Origin of the sequence: Bartonella sp. HY328, from assembly GCF_025449335.1 — a bacterium.
GTDB lineage: Bacteria > Pseudomonadota > Alphaproteobacteria > Rhizobiales > Rhizobiaceae > HY038.
In genome coordinates this window covers 3,104,315-3,121,167 of sequence record NZ_CP104883.1, presented here as the reverse complement: position 1 = coordinate 3,121,167, position 16,853 = coordinate 3,104,315, and the positions used below count along the sequence as shown (strand labels likewise).

Below are 16,853 nucleotides of genomic sequence, written 5' to 3'. Positions count from 1 at the left end.
TGGGAGGCCTTTTTTATTATGATGATAAATTAATGAGCTTAACATTTTTATTGTGCAAAAGGCAGGCCGCATTAAATATTGATAGATCAATTGGATTTGGCAACCGTATATCTTTTACATCAGGAAAATCTCTTCCACTTACTTCAAATTTGCGATCAATTTGAGTAATGAAGATAAGAATAATTTTTTTGTTTTTTGCAAAGGTTTTTAACAATTCTATTTGTTTCGTTAAAGGTGGCTTATCATGCCTTTGATCTAATAATTGTAAATAATCAATAATCGCAAAAGATCCCGATGGCATTATTTTCATGATATTTATAATATAACTGGCTGAAATATCTTCCGATGTATCGATTAAAAATTTCTCTTGCCATTGACTTGGCCAATGCCAATTCTTTGAGTGACTTGGCGCAATGCCAATTTTTTGCAAGCGTTTTTGAACGTCGATTTTGTTATACTCAAGGGTAAAAAATACACCTTTATGGCCAAATGTAATCGCCTCTTTAGCTATTTTTAAGCTTAAAAGTGTTTTGCCTTGTCCTGGTCGAGCGCCTAATAAAATGAGATCGCCTGTTTTAAACTTGTTAAATAAGCCACTCAACCTATTATTTTCGCGGTCACGCAGCAGTAGGGACCAGCTTTTATACCCATTTTCCCTAGCAATAAAGTCTAAGGCTTTCACATGCGTTATTTTATCCAAGCGCACCAATTGTTTGGCTTGGCGTTTTAGTTGATGAAGCGGAGTTTTTTGAATGTCGTTCATAAAATTAACAACCTTTAATCGCAAAATTTATGACAATCCCTCCTTATATCATCGAGCGATATTAGTTGTTATTAAAATAATGAAGCCGACACGAAAGGTGCTTTCCCATTTGGAGGGGGGAGGCTTGGCAACGCCTTGAACCTTTTACCACATTGTGTACAAAAAACATATGAGAATTTATTCTACTAAAATAAAAATTGCATTTAACAGCAAACTTCTATCCTTAACATGGATATATCATCATTAAAAATTGTGAAAACCCTGATCGGCCTGCTAAAATACTTAAATATTAATGATGAAATTTTAAAGGAAGCAAAAGTAATAATGTCAGGATTGAGTGTAATGCTAGAAAAATTTGGTTTTACTTTTTAGCTATTACCACTTTGGATTGCTATTTTAAAAAAGGCTTTATTTTGATGGATTTTTATTGGACTGCAGCTATCAGGATGAGTTTATTTATAGTTGAGCTTAAAAAAATCGTTGCAACAAAAAAATGCCACAACGATTGAAGATATATTAAGCGCAAATAGATAAATTCTTACGCGCTATGGGAAAAAATATCGCTTTCAGACCAGCCCATAAGGTCGAGCTCTGCTCTTGATGGCAAAAACTCAAAACAGGCTTTTGCAACATTTGTCCGGCCTTCACGGGCAAGGCGTTCAATCAAAATTGCGCGCAAGCGGTGCAAATACAGCACATCAGATGCTGCATATTCGATTTGTGCTGGCGTTAATTCAAAGGCTGCCCAATCGGATGATTGCTGCTGCTTAGAAATAGTAACATCTAATAATTCATTGCAAATATCGCGCAAGCCATGACGGTCGGTATAGGTGCGGGTGAGTTTTGACGCAATTTTTGTGCAAAATACCGGCTTTACTTCCGTGTCAAAAGCAAGGCTTAAAACGGCAATATCAAAGCGGCCAAAATGGAAGATTTTTTCAATTTCTTGATCTTTTAAAAGGCTTACCAAATTAGGTGCTGTCTTCTGCCCTTTGGCAATTTGGATAACGTCAGCAGTACCATCTCCAGGGGAAATTTGTACAACACATAAGCGGTCACGATGAGGTTGTAACCCTAAAGTTTCGGTATCAATAGCAACTGCCTTAACATTTTTATAATGGTCGAGATTTGGCAAATCACCCCGATGAACACGAATATCAGTCATCAAATTTTTTCCTAAAAGATAGTTATTAAATTTGCCGTGCAAATAGCTATTTTGCACGGCTTGAAAATATTATGCAAGCGCTGCTAAAATGCGTGCCCAAGAGCGTTGCCCCTTATGAAAAGAGGTCAAATTATATTTCTCATTGGGTGAATGGATGCGATCACTATCAAGCGCAAAACCTACAAGCAAGGATTCCATTTTTAAATAATCTTGAAAATCACCAACAATTGGAATGGAACCACCCATAGCGACCAATTCTGCTTGCTTGCCCCATTCTTGCGATAGAGCAATTTTAGCCTTGGAAACAATTGATGAGTCATAAGGCAGTTGAATAGCAGGTGATGCACCATGCTCGATAAATTCAACCGAGCAATCAGCAGGGATGCGTTCTTTAACAAATTTGCGGAAAGCGTTGCGAATTTGGATCGGGTCTTGTTTATGCACGAGGCGGAAAGAGATTTTAGCCGATGCTTGCGCAGGAATAACCGTTTTAAAGCCTTCCCCTTCATAGCCGCCGCTAATCCCATTAAATTCGGCGGTAGGACGCGCCCAAATAAGTTCAAGCAGACTGCGATTATTTTCACCGCTTGGGAAAGACAGGCCAACTGGATTTAAAAATTCTTTTGGTCCAAGACCAAGATTATCCCATTGTGCTAAAATTTGGGTAGGCGTTTCTTCAACACCATCATAAAAGCCAGCAATCGTCACGGCGCCATTTTCATCATGCACATCAGCAAGAATTTTGCTCAAAATACGGATAGGGTTGGCGGCAGCTCCGCCATAATAGCCTGAATGAAGATCACGATTAGCTGCTTTTACAATAATTTCTTCACCAACGAGACCGCGCAAACCAACAGAGATCGAAGGCGTTGTCTCATTCCACATTGATGTGTCGCAAACAAGGGCAAAATCAGCGCGCAATTCATTGCGATGGCTTTCTAAAAATGGCTTTAAGGAAGGCGAACCCGATTCTTCCTCCCCTTCAAATAAAATCGTAACTGCAACAGGCAATTGCCCCGTTTCTGCCTTAAAAGCGCGTAAGGCCTCGATAAAGGTCATAAGCTGACCCTTGTCATCTGATGAGCCACGACCGGTAATGATCTTTTGGCCGTCGCGCTCTTTTACTTTTGGATCAAATGGATCATCTTCCCAAAGGGCAAGTGGATCAACTGGTTGTACGTCATAATGGCCATAAAAAAGCACATGGGGTGAATTTTCCTTGGGGCCAGCATGATGGGCAACCACCATTGGATGGCCCGTTGTATCGCGGCGTGATGCTTCAAAGCCAATTGATTTTAAGTCTTCTACCAGCCAGTCTGCGGCCTTTTTACAATCTTCCTTAAAGGCAGGATCTGTGGAAATTGATTTAATTCTTAACAGGTCAAATAACCGCTCAAGGCTTTGATCAAGGTTACCATCAAGGCGATTAAGAACATTTTCCAGCATCATAAATCCACTTTCCAAAAATTGCTAAAGAGTAAAACAGTATTAAAGCCAAAAACATCACTTCAAGCAAGTGCGCATTTAAAAATAAGCTAGGCCTATCGTTTTTGTGATAAAATAATGCCTAACCATTATCTTGACAGGATGCACAATAAAAGGTTGAGCGGCCAGATTGTACAAGTCGTGAAATAAGACTGCCGCAAGCAGTGCATGGTTGATTTTCACGACCATAAACAGCAAAATTATGCTGGAAATAGCCAAGTGAACCGTCTGCATGGCGATAGTCCCGTAATGTTGAGCCACCTGCTTTAATTGCTTCAACAATAACGTCCCTGATGGCAATGGCCAAGGCTTCGCTTTTTTTAACGGCAAAATCGCTGCCATCTGCCAATTTTTCGCCGCTTAACTGCGGCGATAGACCTGCACGCCAAAGAGATTCACATACATAAATATTACCAAGGCCAGCAATGATGCTTTGATCCAATAATAAGGCTTTAAGGGGGGCTTTTTTATTTTTAAAGGCATGGCGCAAATAATCGCCTGATAATGCATTGCCGAGCGGCTCAATGCCTAATTTTTTAAATGCTGGATAATCAGCATAATTAATGTCTCGCTCTAGGGTGAAAAAGCCAAAACGGCGCGGATCATTATAAATTGCTTCAAAATTTTTGCCGTCTTTATTTAGCCCTAAAATGACATGGTCATGGGCGACAATCTTGTCTTTTGGTGCATCATCACCGCTTTGATGCAGCCGCCATGAGCCAGACATGCCCAAATGACTAACAATAAAAAAACCACCATCAAGATTGATAATAAGATATTTGGAGCGCCGTGTTAGTGAACGGATTTTTCGCCCGTTAATAAGCCCTGCCATATTCTCGGTATAAGGATTGCGTAATTTTTTATCGCTGGTTTTAATATAATCAATATGCGCGCCTTCAAGATCTGGCGCAAGACCGCTACGCACCGTTTCAACCTCTGGAAGTTCTGGCATTCAAAATCTTTCTATATAGATGAAGTTACCTTTATGTAGGTTGCGCGAATAAAGTGTTCAATTATCGTCTTGGATTTTATGATACTCTTTAAACCATGAAATGAATTGGGCAAGCCCAGTTGCTAAGGTTGTTTTAGGAGCAAAGCCTAAATCGCGCTGCGCAAGTGTAATATCTGCAAAAGTCATCGGAACATCTGCGGCAGGCATACGCTTTAATTGCCTGATTGCTTCAATGCCTGTACATTGTTCGATAATACCAACAAAGTCTTCTAGTTTTTCAGGCTGATTATTGCCGAGATTATAAAAAGGTTCAATTGGACGCTCAATATTAAGAATGCGTTGGCAGGCTCCTAAAATGCCGTCAACAATGTCGTCAATATAGGTGAAATCCCGCATCATATTACCATAATTAAATAGTTTGATTGGTTTTTTATGTAAAATTGCATTGCTAAAAAGCCAAGGTGCCATGTCAGGCCGCCCCCAAGGGCCATAAACGGTAAAAAAACGCAGGCCAGTACAGCGTAACCCATGGATATGTTGATAGGAGTGGGCAAGAAGCTCTCCCATGCGTTTGGTACTTGCATAAACAGAAACCGGTTGATCCACACGGTCAGTTTCCTTAAATGGTACATTTTTATTACCACCATAGACCGATGACGAACTTGCATAAACAACCGGAATTTTGCGTGCCATTTTTAGTGCTTGCTCAAAAATTGCAACTTGTCCGGTGACATTGGAGTGGGTGTAACTAAAAGGGTTTTCAATCGAGTAGCGAACACCAGCCTGTGCCGCAAGATGAATGATGATGTCTGCATCAACATCATCACCTATGGCATGTGATAATTGTTCTGGAACAGCAATATCGGCCTTCACAAAGCGAAAATTATTATGGCCTAATACCCCTTGCAAACGCGTTTCTTTGAGGGTTGGATCATAATAGCTGTTTAAATTATCAATACCAATAACCTGCCAACCCTCATCAAGGAGCCGCTTTGCGACATGAAACCCGATAAAGCCTGCGGCTCCAGTTAATATTGCTTTCATTATGATCCTATCTTTATGATATGCCAATATCTCGTATGATTACTTATTGAATGAATCCATTAAAATGGCTGCATTTTGCGTGACGATAATCACATTTGTTAAGTTTTTCTCAAATTGACTTAGAACCTGCCCCTAAATCTTTGATCTGTTAACCGATTTGATAAAAGTTCAACATTGCAATTTTAAGTAAGCATAATTACCGCCGTCCAAATAGGCGTTCAATGTCATGAAGTTTTAGTTCAATATAAGTGGGCCGCCCATGATTGCAGGTACCTGATCCAGGTGTCGCCTCCATTTGGCGTAGTAAAGCGTTCATTTCCTCGGCCTTTAAAATACGTCCAGAACGGACTGAACCATGGCATGCCATGGTTGCGGCAACATAATCAAGCATGGATTTTAAGCCATCTGCTGTATCATGCTCGGCTACTTCATCGGCCAAATCGCGGATAAGTGCTTGTGCATCAATTTCACCAAGCATGGCGGGAGTTTCCTGCACCGCAAGAGCACCTTCACCAAAGGCTTCAATGCCAAGACCAAATTTTTTCAATGTGTCGGCATGATTCATTAAGCGGTCAATATCATCTTGCGGTAGATCAACAATTTCGGGAATTAAAAGCATTTGTGATGGTAATGGCTTATTATAAAGCGCTTCTTTTAATGCTTCATATACGAGGCGCTCATGGGCTGCATGCTGGTCAACGATGATAAGGCTGTCTTGTGTTTGTGAAACAATATAATTTTTATGGATTTGTGCACGCGGCGCACCAAGCGGCGCGTTTAATTGCTCTTGTGCTGGCTCAATAAGATTAGGGCGCAAATCCGCACTTGGCTCCAAAAATGCACCCAATTGCTCTTGCAGTAAAATATCAGTTCCAGCTGGCATGGAAACGTGATTATCATCAAGCGGTCGATGAAAGGCTTGACCATTTTGCGGTGTCCAAGCTTGACTTTGCGGCCGATAGGTTGCGTCTTTATTTTGCCCTTGATAATAGCTGTTTGGATGGGAAGAATGGGAATAAAAGCCGCTATTATGGTTCGCCATTGGTGCGCTGGCAGATTGCTCGGTGCGAAATGCGTTTAGCATTGCACTTGCACCCGTAGTGGCTGGCTGTATGCCAGATTGCTGCAAGGCAGACCTTATGCCACCAACAATAAGCCCGCGCACAAGGCCTGGGTCACGAAAGCGCACATCCGCTTTGGCTGGGTGCACATTAACATCGACATCTTGTGGATCAATAGTAATGAAAAGTGCAACAACACCATGACGATCAGGGGCAATAGCGTCACTATAAGCACCGCGAATTGCGCCCGATAGAGTCTTATCCTTGATGGGGCGGCCATTAACATAAACAAATTGATGAAGCGCATTGCCACGATTAAAGGATGGAACGCCAACAAAACCGCTTAACTTTACTCCCTCACGCTCGGCGTTAAGCTCGATCATATTTTGTGAAAATTCTTTGCCCAATATTTGCCCAAGCCTAACGCTTAAACCATCTAAATCTTTGGTCGATCCGGCAAATTCGCTTAAACTGCGATCAGGCCCCGATAGGGTAAAACGAATATGAGGAAAAGCAATGGCAATGCGTTTTACCACATCGCTAATGGCGGTGCTTTCGGCGCGTTCGGTTTTTAAGAATTTAAGCCGTGCTGGTGTTGCAAAAAACAAGTCTTTTACTTCAACAACGGTGCCTTTAGTCACTGCCGCAGGACGTGGTCCTTCAATCTTTCCGGCGGTGACAATAATTTCAGCGCCCTCATCAAGGTCAATATGACGCGATAAAAGCCGTAATCGTGAAACTGACGCAATTGAAGGTAGCGCTTCACCACGAAAGCCAAGGGCGCGAATATCATGAATATCATCGCCCATTTTGGACGTGCAATGGCGCGAAACCGCAAGCAAAAGTTGGTCAGGCATGATGCCACAACCATTATCGGTGATGCGAATAAGGTTTTTACCACCGCCTGCCGTTGCTATATCAATGCGTGTTGCCCCTGCATCAATAGCATTTTCAACCAGTTCCTTGACCACACTTGCTGGACGCTCGACAACTTCGCCAGCGGCAATCTGATTGATCATGGTTTCACTAAGGCGGCGGATAGGCATGGGGTTTAACTCACAGGAAATAAGAAATTAAATTATGTTAAAGCAATTGAAATGAATAACCAACAAATAATAAAATTACACATTTAAACAATCTAAAAAATAAAAACCTGCTTTTGTTAAAAGATAATTTCCATAAATATTTTTAAAAGCAGCAAAGCTGCCTTCCATATTAAAATTGCTTTAGATGACTATATAAGCAGAATGCTAGGTCATCTAAAGCAATTTTTAGTTTTTATTTTGCTTTATTGAGAGCTGACGCGACGTCTTCCAATAAGTCATCGCTATCTTCAAGGCCAATAGAAAAGCGCAATAGACCATCGCTCACACCAAGTTCTGCGCGTGCCTCTGCACCAATGCTTTGGTGGGTGGTTGTTGCAGGATGGGTAATAATACTTCTAACATCGCCAAGATTATTAGAAATAAGCGGAATAGTAAGTGCATTGCAGAACTCAAAAGCTGATTTTTTACCGCCCTTTAATTCAAAAGCAATCATGGTTGAGCCGCCAGTCATTTGACGGGCGATAATGTCCGCTTGTGGGTGGTCTTTGCGTCCTGGATAAAAACATTTTGATACGGCTGGATGCTCGGCAATAAGATCAGCAATTGCGCCTGCCGATTTTGTCATTTGATTGACCCGCAGCGGCATGGTTTCCAAGCCTTTTAGCATGACCCATGCAGTAAATGGGCTCATTCCTGGGCCTGTATGGCGGAAATAATTGTGTAAATTATCGGCAATCCATTCCTTGCTGGATAGGATAGCGCCGCCTAAGCAACGCCCTTGGCCGTCAATATGCTTGGTCGTGGAGTAAACAACAACATCAGCACCAAGCGCTAATGGCTTTTGATAAAGCGGCGTTGCAAAAACATTGTCAACCACCACAACTGCGCCAACATTATGGGCAATTTTACAAACAGCCTCAATATCGACAATTTCCAAGGTTGGGTTAGCCGGCGTTTCAAAAAAGATTAGACTGGTCTTTGGCGTAATCGCCTTTTCCCAATTTTCAATTTTTGCACCATCAATAATGGTGACATCAACACCAAAACGGCGCAAAACTGTATCAATAATATAATGGCATGAACCAAACATAGCGCGGCTCGCCACTACATGATCGCCAGCTTTTACATAGCAAAGGATGGCATTAGCAACGGCGGCCATGCCCGAGGCAACTGCGCGCGCTTCTTCAGCGCCTTCCATGATGCACATTTTCTTTTCAAAAATATCATTGGTTGGATTGGCATAGCGTGAATAGACAAAACCTGGATCTTCACCGTTAAAGCGGTTTTCGGCAAGTTCAGCACTTTCATAGGTGAAACCTTGGGTCAGAAAAATGGCCTCAGAAACTTCGCCAAATTGAGTGCGTGTTACGCCACCATGAACCATTTCAGTTGCAGCGCGATATTTGCGTGTGGGATCAAGTGTCATCAATGCTTCCAGTCTGTCAATTCAGTCAACAAAGCCAGAGGAAAGTTTGCTGCAAAACAGAATGAATAAAATTTTCGTTTTGCATTTTCTAGTTTATAATAAGCTGTCAATAAACCTAATAATAAAGACAACAGCTTATGAAAGACTAGACTTTTATGGCTTTGTAAATTAATACCAACCAAAAAACCGCAAAAGTGCTTTAAAAGCTACGGCCTTTTAGCATTTAAGAAACGTGGCTGCAAGCCGGCCGGCCAAATCACCACGGAATGGAAAAGACTTTAAAACGCTTGCAAGGATACGTCAATTGCTGCAAAGGTTTCAAAGATGATATTTTGTTGTATAGTGAGCGCATCTGATTTTTAAATCAGATGAATAAGACGAACGAGAATAAAAAAGCGAGCGCATCTGATTTTTAAATCAGATGGATAAGACGAACGGAAATAAAAATTGGCTTTGAGTTACAAAGCTTGAAAGCTAATTAAGAGGATAAAATAGGAAAAGAATGCAGCGCGCGACAGGAATTCTTGCTGATAAAGACCTTGCAGCACTTTTAGCCAATGGCGGCCTATTAACAGCCAAGCCTCTTGATGATGATCAGATCCAACCGGCAAGCTTAGATTTGCGTCTTGGCAAACGTGCTTTTCGGGTTCGCGCTTCATTTATGCCGGGGCCTAATACCAAGGTCAAAGACAAGCTTGATAAGTTCACCTTGCATGAGTTTGACTTAAGCGATGGTGCCGTACTTGAAACGGGCTGTGTTTATATTGTGCCTTTGCTTGAAAGCCTTGCGCTATCTGCTGATATTTCAGCTTCAACCAATCCTAAGAGCTCGACAGGTCGTCTTGATATTTTTACTCGCATTATTACCGACAATGCGCAAGAATTTGACAAAGTTCCTGCAGGTTATCAAGGCCCTCTTTATTTAGAAATTAGCCCACGCACTTTTCCTATTTTGGTGCGCACTGGCTCGCGCTTGTCGCAAATTCGTTTCCGCAAAGGGCATCCTTTATTAAGCGAAAAAGAATTGCAAGATTTGCATGATAGCGAAGTGCTTATCTCAGATAAAATACCCAATATTAGCGGTGGCGGCGTTGCATTATCGATTGATTTGAGTGGTGACGCCAATCATCTTATTGGCTATCGCGGCAAACGCCATACCGGCGTTGTTGATGTTGATAAGAAAAATGCCCATAATGTGCTTGATTTTTGGGAGCCTATTTATGACCGTGGTAGCCGCGATCTTGTGCTTGATCCCAATGAATTTTATATTTTGGTTTCGCGCGAAGCTGTTCATGTGCCACCGCTATATGCTGCTGAAATGACACCTTTTGATCCACTGGTTGGTGAATTTCGTGTGCATTATGCCGGCTTTTTTGATCCCGGTTTTGGACATAGTGCTGCAGGCGGTACGGGTAGCCGCGCGGTGCTTGAAGTACGCAGCCATGAAGTGCCTTTTATATTAGAGCATGGCCAAATTATTGGTCGCCTTGTTTATGAGCATATGTTGGAGCGTCCACAAGCCCTTTATGGCAGTGATTTAAAATCCAACTATCAAGCCCAAGGCTTAAAGCTATCCAAGCATTTTAAAGTGGCTTGATTTTCCGTTGAAAGTGAGTAGGAAAATTAAGCAATGAAGCGCATTGGGCAATTTTTAGCTAAAATGGGTTTTAGCAAGAATAGGCAAAAGTTGATATTGTTGATGCCATTGTTCCAATAGTAAAACAGGACCCCAATAAAATAGCTGTGCTGCACTTCTTTTTTGATTTTGGCGCAGGCGGTTGTTTGTGGAATGGTGATAAAACATCTTATGAGCTTTTTGACGGTGGGACACTTGAACGCGCTGAATTTGATCTTGATGGCAATATGCGTGAATTGCCTTTTATCTCACTATCAAAAGCAACACTTTTGCTGATTGATGAGCTAGATACGATAAATTATTACTATCTTAATCAAAAATATCAACCTGATCCAAGCCCATGGCGGCAAAGCCTATGCGATGAGTTTAATTCAAAAGTTGATGAATTGTTGCTAATGATCATTGACCAGATCGGTGATAAGTTTGAAATTGTTGATACGCAAATCCGCTATCAAGAAGATCCACATCTTGATGCTTATTTAGGGCAAAATCCAGATGTCTTAGCGCTTAATACGATTGCTGATGTTAAAAGGCTGATTGAAAAAGAGCGCATATTCTTTTAATACAATTTATAAAAGGCATGGGGAGAAGCCATGCCTTTTGTCGATTTAAGCTCTAAAATCTAGGCTTTTTTCAAATAGGTTTCCACCAATTCGCCCCAATAAGTTGCGCCAATTTCTAATAGGCGGTCATTAAAGACATAATGGGGATTATGAAGGCCAGCACTGTCGCCATTACCAAGGAAAATATAAGTTCCAGGGCGTTTTTCCAGCATGAAAGCAAAATCTTCACTAGGGGTAACGGGATTGCCCTTGGCTATTACCTTATCATCACCCCAAAGATTTTGAGCAACAGTGGTGGCAAATTCGGTTTGTTGATCATCATTAATCAAAACAGGGTAACCATATTCATAATTGATGTTGGCACGTGCGCCAAAAGAGCTTGCCTGAGCTTCAACCAAAGCGCAGATCCGCTCGGCGAGTAAGGCGCGGTCTTCTGCTGAAAAAGCACGTATCGTCAATTCAAGCTCGACACTGTCTGGAATAACGTTAGATACATGGCCGCCGACAAATTTACCAACCGTAATGATGGTGGAATTAAGCGGCGAAATATTGCGTGAAACAATTGTTTGCAAAGCCATAACGATGGAGGAAGCCGCTACGATCGGATCGATGGTTTTTTCTGGGATTGCGCCATGGCCTCCACGCCCTTCAATGGTAATATAGGCGGTATCTACGGAAGCCATCATCGGGCCTTTTAAAAAGGTCATATGACCAACAGGGGAGCCTGGCCAATTATGCAAGCCAAAGACTGCATCACAAGGGAATTTTTCAAAAAGGCCATCGTCTATCATGGCTTGCGCGCCAGCATAACCTTCTTCTGCTGGTTGGAAAATAAGATGGATTGTACCATCAAAATTGCGTGTTTCACTTAAATAGCGTGCGGCAGTGAGCAAAATGGTTGTATGGCCATCATGGCCACAAGCATGCATAAGGCCATTATTTTTGCTGGCATAATCAACATTGCTTTGCTCTTCAATTGGCAAGGCGTCCATATCAGCGCGAATACCAATAGACTTGTTACTTGTGCCATTTTTCATGCTGGCAACGACACCGGTTTGCCCAATATTACGGGTAACATCAAAGCCCCATTGCTCTAAAAGTTCTGCCACCTTGCTTGATGTGCGGTGTTCATTAAAGCCCAATTCTGGATACATATGCAGGTCATGCCGAATATTAATCATTTCTCCAAGAAAGGATTCAATATGTTTTTGGATGGTTTTTTTATGCTCGGACATAGCTTTCCTGCCTGCTTTGATTGCAATATTTAACGATTATATTGATTTGCTCAATGTAAAAATTGTTAAAACGATAGTGGCTAAATAACAAGTTTAAAGCAACAAAAATTTTGATCAAGCGACGTGCAGCAATAGTTGCTCTAATAGCGGGTGATAAATCGATTTGCCCCGCAAATCTTCAAACCAATGAACAGGTATGTCACTAAGGCCAAGTTTTATGCCGCTAATGCCGCCCATAATTGCTGCTGTTGTATCGGTGTCATCTCCTAAACTTACCCCATAACGCACGGCGCTTTGGTAGTCATCAAAAGATAAGGCTTTGCGCGCGGCACGCAATGAATCAACGACATAGCCCGAACCTTCAGGTTCAATATTTTCCATTGGTCTAATTGAGCATTCAAGTTCCGCCAATAGACGCTCGTCATTTTTGGCGTAGTTATAAACTTTTTCAACTGCATAACCCCATGGGTCGCTATTATCATGCAATAAGGCACGGGCTGTGAGGCAATAAAGAGCGCAGCATAATTGTGAACGTGGCTGGGCGTGGGTAACACAAGCTTGCCGTCCCGCATCTTCAATTAAGGCAAGATCACTCCCCCTATGCCATAAGGCAAGGGGCAGCACGCGCATTAATGCGCCATTGCCGTGACTATCTTCATCAAGGCCCCCTGATAAAAGTGGCGATGTGCCATCCTTAAAGGCATTGAGCCCACGTGCGGTGGCATTGCCAACATCAAAGACATGATAATCAACTGCCATATAGCCTTGTTCATACCAATTAAGCATGCGCGTGGCAAAATCCTGCATATCTAGCTTATTGCAATGTAAAAGCGATGCCAATAGACAAAGAGCTTGCGCCCCATCGTCAGACCAAGTGCCGGGCGCCACACTATTATGGGAGCGATTAAAATTTCTAGGCGGAACAAAATCTATATTGTCAAATTTAGGTAGCGTGTCCTTATGGTGAAATTCATAGGGAACGCCTAGGGCATCACCAACCAAAAGACCAATAAGGCCACCGGCAATTTTACTGGCTTTTGAGATTTTGATATTTGTTGGCATGCGTATCACCTCATCTTATAAAATACTATATAGTTGGTAAGGCACTTGCATTTGTTATAATTACTCAAACAGAGAATTTATGCAATAAGACAAAAATCAATAAAAAGGATGGGCATTTTAAAAATATCCCAACTATCACTAAAAAAATAAGTTTCGCTATTGGCTTTTATCGTTTTCAGCACCATATATATAAAATAGATTATATCATATTAATTAAAGTATTTATTATTATGATATGGCAATGATTAAAGTAAGGTATGTTGTTTTTCTCTGAGACAATTTACCTCTTTATGTGTTTATAACTCTGTTGTTGCTTTTTTAGTAACAATATTTATTGATTTGTCAAAATTATAATCTATCACTTGATAGAATTATTATCGATAACGAAACTGTTATAATAATATTCTATTAAAGACTTTTGTTTTTGGCGGATTGATGTAAGGTTAATTAAATTGGTAATATTAGCATCTTTCAAAAGCAGTTAATATCATTAAGTGTTGATAACCAATTAAAGTTATGTCCAAGTTAAAGTTATATCCAAGGAGAGAGCCCAATGGCTAAAGAAAACGAAAACACTGCTGAGCAAGCTGATCTTGAAAAGCAGGTTGCTGATTTGCGCAAAGATATTGCAGCTATTGCGTCAACGCTGTCCGACCTTGGCTCAAAGAAATTAAACGAAGCTAAAGATCGCGCTCAAACCATGTATGAAAATGCTCGCGCTCAAGGCGATGAGGCTTTGCATGAAGCGCGTGATAAATTATCACAAACTCAAGATTCTATGTGTGCCTGCGTGCGTGAAAAGCCCATGGCAAGCCTAGCTATTGCAGCTGGTATTGGTTTTGTGCTTGGTCAGATTTTAAGGCGCTAAGGGCTAATGTTTGGCCTTTTGACTTCCTTGCTTGGCGGTCTTACCTCTGGTGGTATTAATCAAGCCGTCAAGCGCACAAAAACGCAAGTGATGATCTTAAGTTTAACTGGTGTTTTCGCCATTTTAGCTTTGGTTTTTCTTTGCGTTTTTATCTATTTGGGTTTGACTTTTTTTGTAGCGCCGCTATGGGCTGCTGGCATTTTATTTGCTTCTTTTCTTATTATTGCTTTGCTGGTTTTTTTTATTGGGCAAGCCATTGCCAAAAAGCAAAAATTAGCATTGGAAAAGCAGGCAGAGGAAGAGCGTAGTGCTCTATTATTAAGTTCTGCACTAGCGGCTATACCAGCAGCTATTGCTGGCGATAAGAAGGTAGCAATGATTGCGCTACCGCTTATTGGGCTTGCTGCATTATGGTTTTATAAAAATAAATCCGATAAAAGAGACAATAAGCCGAAATAATTTTCGGCTTATTTTTATATTTATAAATTATTTTTTAGGTTAACGAAACCGATTGAAAAATATTGGCAATGGATATGCTTGCAAAGTTTTACTGATTGAAATTGTGCCTATATTTTGCTGAAGCACTACGTCTTCTAGTTACTTGTTTTAGCACCGCATGCAAACATCAGTCTTGTTTAAATATTTGCTGGAAATGCAGCAAAAAAGATGATAGAGAGCAGATCTCATGGATCTGCAATTCCATATATCCGTGATAATTGCGCAATATGCGGGTGTAGCTCAATGGTAGAGCAGCAGCTTCCCAAGCTGAATACGAGGGTTCGATTCCCTTCACCCGCTCCAAATATCAAAAATCACTACAAGATTTTTTTAATTTTTAATTCTATATTTAAAAGTGCGATAGATTATTTGCGGGCATAAATTACTTTAAAACCTTGTTGTTCAACACGCTTTTCTACCGTGTGAAATTTTTCACTAAGTAATCTTTCATAAGGTAGTTGTCGATTTGCAACCAGCATTAATTGCCCTTTTGGTTTTAAAGCATCAAAGGCTTTGGCAATGAAATTTTGCCCAATACTGCTATCACTCGAGCGACCTTCATGAAATGGCGGATTACTGATAATCCAATCGTATGAATTTTCAGGTTTTTCTGTGAGTAGATCATACCAATTATAGGTTACATTACGGGACGCAGCGATTGCAGCAAGATTATTTTTGGCAGCTTCCAAGGCGTGATAGTCGGCTTCAAACAAATCCAGTTGTGAAATTTTGGCAAATTTTTGAAGCAAGCGGGCAGCAATAAATCCCCATCCCGCGCCAAAATCAGCAACTTGGCCTCTTATGTCGCTAGGTATTACATCTATCAATAATTGCGAACCAGGGTCAATCTTACCATGCGAGAACATGCCGGGCTCTGTGGTAAATTGATTATCAAAGGTTAAGGCGTTGGATTGAGTTGGTTCGATTTGCTGATAAGATATGGTATCTGGACGGGTAAACCAGAAACACTGTCCATGATATTTTGCTAAATTACCATCAATGTCAAAAAATTGGCTAACCCATTTACGCATCGATTGCACACCAAGGTTTTTATCACCACAAATAATGATCGTTCCTTGCGGTTTTACAACTTTTAGCAATTGCAAAAATAGCTGTTGATTATACAGCTTATGCTTCGACAGCATTAAAAATCCGCCATCATAAAGCTTTCCATCCGTTAAACCAATCTGGCAATTAAAACCACTATGCTGTAACCTTAAAAAACTAGGCCGCCACGTTTGAATATTATCTAATTGATTTTGCCATTCAATTGGTGGGCTTTGGGTAAATCCAAAACTAACATAGGCCCCATTTTTATTAAAAGTGAGAGCAGCATTTTCAAAAGGCAAAAATGGTAATAAATTGCTGTTTTGTACCATGGAATAATTAAACCTTTTCAATGCTCATTGTTAATTCATATTAAGTAGCGCCAATTATGCTGCATAGCAGATATAAAAGCAAAATAGAAATATGAAAAGCTTACAATTGATGAAGTGTGATGTTTTCTCAGCTATTTGTTATTATCCGTTATTGTCTGCAGTCGACAACGCGTTAAGCTATTTTATCACTTTTGATAAATGTTAATTGCTTAAGAAGGTTTGCCGTTCAAAAAAAGCATCTTGCTGTCACTATAGCCAGTCCGTTGGTAATCTCATAAAACCATATTTGGGCAAGTTTAAAATAAAAGTAATTTAAAGTGTCTAACCACGTGTTGGGTAAGTAGCACTTGCAATTGGATTAACAGGTTCTAAACCTATTTAAGGAATTTTTGCGATTGCTTTTAAGTGTAGTTTTGCTTCAAGACATAACGAATTAAAGCATAGATTTTTGGCGTTTAAATAAACGTGGCTGGTATTTCTTGCGCATGGGGTATTGTTGGTTGGCAAAAGGGAATGCGATGTTGCTAGAAATGCTGCTAATATGAGGTTTGAAAAACCTAACCGCTATAACTCGATAACAAAAAAGCAACGAAAGATGATCTCTCGTTGCTTTTCTTAAATCTAAACTTTGAAAACTACAAGGCTCAAATTAGCCAAGTTGTAGCATTTC

Annotated in this window: 14 protein-coding genes, 1 tRNA gene and 1 riboswitch; of the genes, 5 read left to right on the top strand and 10 right to left on the bottom strand. The window is 40.8% G+C overall.

Features of this window, described 5'->3' with window-relative positions; all coding sequences use genetic code 11:
* Positions 1–16 precede the first annotated feature (16 nt).
* From N5852_RS13295 to N5852_RS13265, 7 genes are all read right to left on the bottom strand, one after another.
* Entirely contained in the window at positions 17–763 is a 747-nt protein-coding gene (locus N5852_RS13295; protein ID WP_262098239.1) for a DNA helicase, read from the bottom strand.
* Between the two features lie 538 nt (positions 764–1,301).
* On the bottom strand, positions 1,302–1,928 hold the full coding sequence (locus N5852_RS13290; RefSeq protein ID WP_262098238.1) for a ribonuclease D: 627 nt from the start codon (positions 1,926–1,928) through the stop codon (positions 1,302–1,304).
* Between the two features lie 69 nt (positions 1,929–1,997).
* The gene (locus N5852_RS13285) at positions 1,998–3,377 is read right to left on the bottom strand and encodes a dipeptidase (protein WP_410004219.1); all 1,380 of its coding nucleotides are present in this window, start codon (positions 3,375–3,377) and stop codon (positions 1,998–2,000) included.
* 118 nt (positions 3,378–3,495) lie between these two features.
* Positions 3,496–4,365: a bifunctional DNA-formamidopyrimidine glycosylase/DNA-(apurinic or apyrimidinic site) lyase gene (gene mutM / locus N5852_RS13280; RefSeq protein ID WP_262098237.1), complete on the bottom strand. Its 870-nt coding sequence runs from the start codon at positions 4,363–4,365 to the stop codon at positions 3,496–3,498.
* A 57-nt stretch (positions 4,366–4,422) separates the two neighbouring features.
* Entirely contained in the window at positions 4,423–5,409 is a 987-nt protein-coding gene (locus tag N5852_RS13275; RefSeq protein ID WP_262098236.1) for an NAD-dependent epimerase/dehydratase family protein, read from the bottom strand.
* Between the two features lie 196 nt (positions 5,410–5,605).
* Positions 5,606–7,516, bottom strand: a complete 1,911-nt coding sequence (mutL, locus tag N5852_RS13270) for a DNA mismatch repair endonuclease MutL (protein ID WP_262098234.1) — start codon at positions 7,514–7,516, stop codon at positions 5,606–5,608.
* A gap of 232 nt (positions 7,517–7,748) precedes the next feature.
* Positions 7,749–8,942, bottom strand: a complete 1,194-nt coding sequence (locus N5852_RS13265; protein ID WP_262098233.1) for an O-succinylhomoserine sulfhydrylase — start codon at positions 8,940–8,942, stop codon at positions 7,749–7,751.
* A 196-nt stretch (positions 8,943–9,138) separates the two neighbouring features.
* Positions 9,139–9,215: riboswitch (SAM riboswitch) on the bottom strand.
* Between the two features lie 229 nt (positions 9,216–9,444).
* Between N5852_RS13265 and N5852_RS13260 the strand changes: the two genes are divergently transcribed.
* Positions 9,445–10,539 carry a 2'-deoxycytidine 5'-triphosphate deaminase gene (locus tag N5852_RS13260; RefSeq protein WP_262098232.1) on the top strand — a complete coding sequence of 365 codons (1,095 nt, stop codon included), beginning with the start codon at positions 9,445–9,447 and terminating at the stop codon, positions 10,537–10,539.
* 146 nt (positions 10,540–10,685) lie between these two features.
* Positions 10,686–11,141 carry a hypothetical protein gene (locus N5852_RS13255; protein ID WP_262098230.1) on the top strand — a complete coding sequence of 152 codons (456 nt, stop codon included), beginning with the start codon at positions 10,686–10,688 and terminating at the stop codon, positions 11,139–11,141.
* A gap of 59 nt (positions 11,142–11,200) precedes the next feature.
* Here the strand turns inward: N5852_RS13255 and N5852_RS13250 are convergent, their stop codons facing one another.
* Both N5852_RS13250 and N5852_RS13245 read right to left on the bottom strand, forming a co-directional pair.
* Positions 11,201–12,376 (bottom strand): M20 aminoacylase family protein, encoded by a 1,176-nt coding sequence (locus N5852_RS13250; protein WP_262098229.1) that lies wholly within the window; start codon positions 12,374–12,376, stop codon positions 11,201–11,203.
* Positions 12,377–12,490: 114 nt separating this feature from the next.
* Entirely contained in the window at positions 12,491–13,438 is a 948-nt protein-coding gene (locus N5852_RS13245; protein WP_262098228.1) for an ADP-ribosylglycohydrolase family protein, read from the bottom strand.
* A gap of 553 nt (positions 13,439–13,991) precedes the next feature.
* Between N5852_RS13245 and N5852_RS13240 the strand changes: the two genes are divergently transcribed.
* The 3 genes from N5852_RS13240 to N5852_RS13230 all read left to right on the top strand — a co-directional run bounded on the left by N5852_RS13240 (position 13,992) and on the right by N5852_RS13230 (position 15,107).
* Positions 13,992–14,306, top strand: a complete 315-nt coding sequence (locus N5852_RS13240) for an ElaB/YgaM/YqjD family protein (RefSeq protein WP_182417910.1) — start codon at positions 13,992–13,994, stop codon at positions 14,304–14,306.
* A gap of 6 nt (positions 14,307–14,312) precedes the next feature.
* Positions 14,313–14,765, top strand: a complete 453-nt coding sequence (locus N5852_RS13235; protein ID WP_262098227.1) for a phage holin family protein — start codon at positions 14,313–14,315, stop codon at positions 14,763–14,765.
* Positions 14,766–15,033: 268 nt separating this feature from the next.
* Positions 15,034–15,107, top strand: a tRNA-Gly gene (locus N5852_RS13230).
* 62 nt (positions 15,108–15,169) lie between these two features.
* On the opposite strand, the gene N5852_RS13225 is transcribed toward N5852_RS13230, so the two are convergent.
* Positions 15,170–16,183: a class I SAM-dependent methyltransferase gene (locus N5852_RS13225; RefSeq protein ID WP_262098226.1), complete on the bottom strand. Its 1,014-nt coding sequence runs from the start codon at positions 16,181–16,183 to the stop codon at positions 15,170–15,172.
* Positions 16,184–16,853: the final 670 nt, after the last annotated feature.

What these genes read in the sequence shown, in the direction of transcription:
- N5852_RS13245 (WP_262098228.1), bottom strand. Translation starts at nt 13,438, where the DNA reads ATGCCAACAAATATCAAAATCTCAAAAGCCAGTAAAATTGCCGGTGGC.
- N5852_RS13295 (WP_262098239.1), bottom strand. Translation starts at nt 763, where the DNA reads ATGAACGACATTCAAAAAACTCCGCTTCATCAACTAAAACGCCAAGCC.
- mutM (WP_262098237.1), bottom strand. Translation starts at nt 4,365, where the DNA reads ATGCCAGAACTTCCAGAGGTTGAAACGGTGCGTAGCGGTCTTGCGCCA.
- N5852_RS13240 (WP_182417910.1), top strand. Translation starts at nt 13,992, where the DNA reads ATGGCTAAAGAAAACGAAAACACTGCTGAGCAAGCTGATCTTGAAAAG.
- N5852_RS13250 (WP_262098229.1), bottom strand. Translation starts at nt 12,376, where the DNA reads ATGTCCGAGCATAAAAAAACCATCCAAAAACATATTGAATCCTTTCTT.
- N5852_RS13275 (WP_262098236.1), bottom strand. Translation starts at nt 5,409, where the DNA reads ATGAAAGCAATATTAACTGGAGCCGCAGGCTTTATCGGGTTTCATGTC.
- N5852_RS13235 (WP_262098227.1), top strand. Translation starts at nt 14,313, where the DNA reads ATGTTTGGCCTTTTGACTTCCTTGCTTGGCGGTCTTACCTCTGGTGGT.
- N5852_RS13290 (WP_262098238.1), bottom strand. Translation starts at nt 1,928, where the DNA reads ATGACTGATATTCGTGTTCATCGGGGTGATTTGCCAAATCTCGACCAT.
- N5852_RS13225 (WP_262098226.1), bottom strand. Translation starts at nt 16,183, where the DNA reads ATGGTACAAAACAGCAATTTATTACCATTTTTGCCTTTTGAAAATGCT.
- N5852_RS13260 (WP_262098232.1), top strand. Translation starts at nt 9,445, where the DNA reads ATGCAGCGCGCGACAGGAATTCTTGCTGATAAAGACCTTGCAGCACTT.
- N5852_RS13285 (WP_410004219.1), bottom strand. Translation starts at nt 3,377, where the DNA reads ATGATGCTGGAAAATGTTCTTAATCGCCTTGATGGTAACCTTGATCAA.
- N5852_RS13265 (WP_262098233.1), bottom strand. Translation starts at nt 8,942, where the DNA reads ATGACACTTGATCCCACACGCAAATATCGCGCTGCAACTGAAATGGTT.
- mutL (WP_262098234.1), bottom strand. Translation starts at nt 7,516, where the DNA reads ATGCCTATCCGCCGCCTTAGTGAAACCATGATCAATCAGATTGCCGCT.